Origin of the sequence: Synechococcus sp. OH2, assembly GCF_047462155.1 — a bacterium.
Taxonomy (GTDB): domain Bacteria; phylum Cyanobacteriota; class Cyanobacteriia; order Thermostichales; family Thermostichaceae; genus Thermostichus.
In genome coordinates this window covers 1-5,066 of sequence record NZ_JANSIR010000089.1, presented here as the reverse complement: position 1 = coordinate 5,066, position 5,066 = coordinate 1, and the positions used below count along the sequence as shown (strand labels likewise).

The following is a 5,066-nucleotide window of genomic DNA, read 5'->3' as shown; positions in this document are numbered from 1 at the left end:
AACACGTCCCACCGCCGCCCACCCCTACACCCACGCCTACGCCGGTGGGACGTGTTATCAGCATCAGCCCCTCGGATGGCTCCACCAACGTTGCCATCACCACCTCGATTACCATTCGCTTCAGCGAGCCGGTGCGCGAGGCTCCCTTGACTCAAGCCCTGAGCATCACCTCGGTGGCGCCCCAAGCCGGAGCGGTACCGCCTCGGGATCTGGCCTTCAACTCCGACCGCACCCAAGTCACCGTCACCTTCCGCACACCCCTGAGCAACGACTCTGTCTATCGGGTCACCATTTCGCGGGCGGTGCCGGATCTGTTTGCTTCGGGCCGCAGCCTGGCCGAAGACTTTGTGGCCACCTTCACCACCGGCAACGTGGCGGCTACTGGCGGCCCGATTAGCCTGCTGCCGACGCAACTGGCGGCGGTGACGCCCAACGGGCAGGTATTCTCCAGCCCGAACGTGGTGCCGGTGGGGTATGGCATTCGCCGCAGTGGGGTAGCGGAGAACCTGCCGGTGGGGGTTTACACCGACTACCGTGCGGTGCTCTCCTTCTCGATTCCCGACAGCATTCCGGCCAACGCCGCGGTGCAATCTGCGCAGTTGACGCTGGTGCAGTTGCCCTCCAACGACTCGGCGCAGATTGGAGACTTTGGCGATACGGGGCGCGGCTTTTTCTTCCTGGATCCGACGCCGCACAACCTGCCGGCCAACAACGTGGTGTTCCAGGAAGTCACTCTGGGTGCGCCCAACAACGTGGTTTCCAGCGACTTTTTTGCGCCGGCTTCCACGCCCAGCTTCATTGCGTTGAGCATCAACGGCAACGTGTTGGGTGGGGATGTGTCGGCGGGGCCGCGGACGGCGGATGTGCAGCCGGGTGTGCAGCGGTCGGTGTCGGGCACGCGCTTCTACCAGGTGCGGCTGCAGTGCGCCAAGGAAGTGTGGAACAACCAGGCAGCTCCGGTCTTTTTGGTGACTACGGGAACGACGTCGGTGACGACGACGGGGATTGTGACGGCGACGCAGCGTTTCAACGTGACGGCGACGCAGACGTTTGTCGTTACGGGTGCGGCGAGTGCCACGGTATCCAACACCATCACCGGTGGGGTGACGACGCCGTTTACACAGAGCGTCGGGGCCACTGCCAGTGTCTCTGGCACGGCTACGGCAGGAAGGACAGTAGCAGATGGTAGAACTGAATCCTTTTCCTTCACTGTCAGTGGAACTGTTAGCTTCACTGCCGCTCAATTTATTACAGCGGGCCTTGGCTTTACCTCGGTAGCCAGCGCAACGGTGACCTTTGCGGCCACAGGCACGGTCGTTGGCTCTGAAACCCGCTCCGAAACGGTGACGGTCACCGGCTCGGTCACGGCCTCTGCCACCACTACGGTGACGCCCTTCACCCGCACTGCTCCCAATGCTGGCTTCGAAATCAGCCAGGGAGCCAACGGGGTCTGCCGCGCCGAGTTCGACCGCGAGCCGGCTACGGGCACGGGTGGTTCGCCCATCACCACTGCTCGTGGTCCGCGTCTGGATATCACTTTCTCCATCCCGCGCTAGCGGCGCCTCTAAATCTAGGCTGCCTCTGTAGTCCAGGAGCGGCCAAATACAGGAAGTGGGCAGGTCTTGAGAGCCTGCCCATTTTCCTAGGCCGCTAAATCTACAAATTCATCTGATAGAATCGTTGCAGTCAAGGCTTGGAGATATGAGAACCGAGATTCAAGAGCTCCTAGAGCGAGCATTTCGCCATCATCGCTCGGGTGAGCTGGATCAAGCTGAGAAATGCTACCTGGAGATCTTAAGCTTAGAGCCTAACCAGCCTGATGCCATTCAGTATTTGGGCATACTGGCCTATCAGCAGGAACAATACGTCAAATCTGTGGAATGGCTGGAAAGGTGTGTCAGCCTTGGTCAAAGGTCGGCATCGCTTTACACTAACTTAGGTGTGGCTTACGAGAAGCTAAACCGACCCGAAAGGGCAATAGAGTGCTATCAACAAGCCATCCAAATAGATCCAGAAAGCCTTAATGCAAACTTTAACTTAGGTCTGGCCCTTATCCAGCTTGAGCGCTGGGATGAAGCAGAGAAAGCTTTTCTGAAGGTTCTGGAGCTGGATCCGCAACAGTTTGAGGCAGCATACTTTCTCGGACAGGTACTACTAAAGTTAGGCCAGGTAAATAGTGCTATCGGCATCCTAAAGAAAGCAGTAAAGGATCAGCCAGACTACCTTGAAGCTCATCTTCAGTTAATTGATGCCTTTTCTCTATCTGGAGATAAGGAGCAAGCTATTCGACACGCAAAGCAAATAGAGCCCCTATTTTCGACTAGTGCCGACTTGCAAAACAAACTAGGTTTATTGCTAGTAGAACTGGGACGCTATGAAGACTCAATCACTGCTTTTCAGAAAGCTTTGATGATCGAGCCCTCTGCTGTCACTCACTTGAACCTGGGTAGAGTATACGGTGAGGTCGGCCAAGAAGATAAAGAGATGGAGCACTATAAGAAGGCTATAGAGATCAATCCGAACTATGCAAAGGCTTATAACAATCTAGGGGCAGCTCTGAGCCGAAAGATCCAACCCCAAGCTGCAACAGAGATAGCCGTTCAGGAGCTAAATCTAGAAAGCAAAAAAAATCTTGAGGATCGATACCAAGCTATTCAAGCTGCAAGAGATTGCTTTCAAGTCGCCATTTCTTTGGATCCAGGGTACGCCGAAGCTCACCACAATCTGGGTGTTCTTTACAGGACAGAAAAGCGGTTGCACCTAGCCAAGCATCATATATGTCTTGCTATTGAGCTAAATCCAGGGGAATCAGAGTATTGGCATAGCCTGGGATGCTACTACTTAGATCTTGCTATGGGTGAAAAGGCAGTTCGATGCCTTGAACAAGCAATTAACCTAGATCCAACATCTGCCCGAGCCTACAATAACTTGGGTCTTGCCTACCAGTTATTGGGGAAGAAAGAGGAAGCAGACTTTGCTTTTCATAGAGCTGCGGAGCTTTCCCCAGACTTTGCAGAAGTTTACTGCAACATCGGAGCTAGACTCTTTGAGCAGAAAAAGTACGATGATGCTTTAGAACATCTACAGGAGGCCATAAGGCTCAAGCCTGAATTAGCTGATGCATACTTCTACAAAGGCTTGACCCTGGCCAAGCTATCCCGAACTCAGGAGGCCATAGATAATTATCTACTGGCCATTGAAAGAAAGCCAAACTTCGCCGTGGCTTACCAAAATCTAGGCGGTGCTTATCTAGAGCAATGCAGATTACGTGAAGCACTGGCTAGCTATAGGAAAGCTCTCGAGATCGCTCCTGACTTTGCGGGTGCGATGTCAAATATCCTTATGGTCTCGCATTACTCAGAGAACTTTGATCCTCTAGAAACATTCTTGGAGCATCAACGGTGGGGTATTCGCTACCAAAGCCAATATCAAAGTTACTGGAAGCCCTACACAAACTTGCGAACCACTCAAAGGCCACTTAAGATCGGCTACCTGTCAGGTGATTTTCGATTGCATTCGGTACACTTTTTCATGAGTTCAATCTATGATAACCACAATCAAGAAAACTACCAGATTTATTGCTACTCAAATGTTGATCAACCTGACATGGTAACTGAGCAGCTCTCTGCATGGGCGACAGGATGGAGAGATATCAGTAAACTGAGCGACGAGAAAGTTGCAAGGCTAATCAGAGAAGATCAAATTGATATTCTGGTGGATCTAAGCGGGCACACTGGCGGTACAAGAGTACACGTAATGGCTCTCCGTCCTGCACCTGTACAAGTTACCTACCTCGGCTATCCTGACACCACCGGTATGACCGTCGTGGACTATAGAATAACGGACAGCTTCGCAGATCCCTATGACGTAACTGATGGCTTGAATACCGAGAAGCTGATAAGAATGCCCCATAGCTTTCTCTGCTATAAGCCTTCTCGGGAGGCACCTGAGGTCACGGATCCACCTGTGGTTAAGAATGGCTTTATCACCTTTGGGTGCTGCAACAACCCTTCCAAAATTACCCCCCGAGTAATTAAGTTGTGGGCAACGATACTAAAGGCGGTACCCAACTCAGTTTTACACTTAAAGAATCAGCGGTATAGAGATGAGAGCACCTGTAAGATCTTCCTGCAAAGAATTGGAAGCCACGGCATTTCGGAAGAGCGAGTTAAGCTTGAATATGGTAGACAGGGCTTTGCTGAGCACTACGCAGCCTATGGAGAGGTGGACATTGCCCTAGATCCGTTCCCCTACAACGGAACAACGACAACCTGTGAGACATTATGGATGGGAGTTCCGGTAATAACGCTGGAGGGCTCAGCACATGTCTCCAGAGTTGGTGTGTCAATCTTAAAAACAGTAGACTTGCCAGAGCTAATTGCACAGACAGAGGAAGATTATGTTCGTATTGCCTCAACGCTGTCCGAAGATATAGAGCTTCTGGTCTGGATGAGAAGGACTATGCGAGAGCGTCTCTGTTTGTCTCCCCTTCTTGACGGAAAGAGATTTACAGCTTTTTTAGAGAAGGCATATACCCAGATATGGGAACAGTACTGCCAAGATAGGAAAGGTAGAATTAGGTTCACAGATTTGCCATTTAAGTTTCGCAAGCATCCAAACTTGGCTAAACTTACTAAGATGGTTAGCTAGGAGCAACGGGTAAGCATGTTTAATCTACATATTGGTGGTAGAGAGCCACATCCTGACTGGAAAATACTTGACGTTTTGCCCTCGCCTGAAGTCGACTACGTCGCAAACGCAATTGACCTCAGCTTATTTGAAAGTGAAAGCGTAGATCAGATATACGCCTCACATGTTCTTGAGCACTTTGATTATCGAGAGGCAAAGGTAGCTTTGACAGAGTGGTATCGGGTACTGAAGAAAGGAGGAAGATTATATATCTCTGTGCCCAACCTAAAAGCGCTATCTAGAGTTCTTCTAAAGGACGATCTTTCCTATGATCAACTGGTGTGCATCATTAGTATGTTCTATGGTGGCCAGGTCGATCAGTATGACTTTCATAAATATGGATATACCATTGAGAATTTAACTCATTTACTCAAAAC

Annotated in this window: 3 protein-coding genes; all 3 read left to right on the top strand. The window is 51.0% G+C overall.

From position 1 onward, the window contains the following. A partial coding sequence (locus NW835_RS08055) for an Ig-like domain-containing protein (RefSeq protein WP_414415003.1) occupies positions 1–1,556 on the top strand: 1,556 nt, incomplete at its 5' end. Between the two features lie 145 nt (positions 1,557–1,701). After that, positions 1,702–4,650: a tetratricopeptide repeat protein gene (locus NW835_RS08050; RefSeq protein ID WP_414415002.1), complete on the top strand. Its 2,949-nt coding sequence runs from the start codon at positions 1,702–1,704 to the stop codon at positions 4,648–4,650. Between the two features lie 15 nt (positions 4,651–4,665). Beyond that, positions 4,666–5,066, top strand: a 401-nt coding sequence (locus NW835_RS08045; RefSeq protein WP_414415001.1) for a class I SAM-dependent methyltransferase, incomplete at its 3' end; no start/stop codon positions are given.

Excerpts from the sequence above, each read along its gene's own strand:
- NW835_RS08050 (WP_414415002.1), top strand. The coding sequence starts at position 1,702 with ATGAGAACCGAGATTCAAGAGCTCCTAGAGCGAGCATTTCGCCATCAT.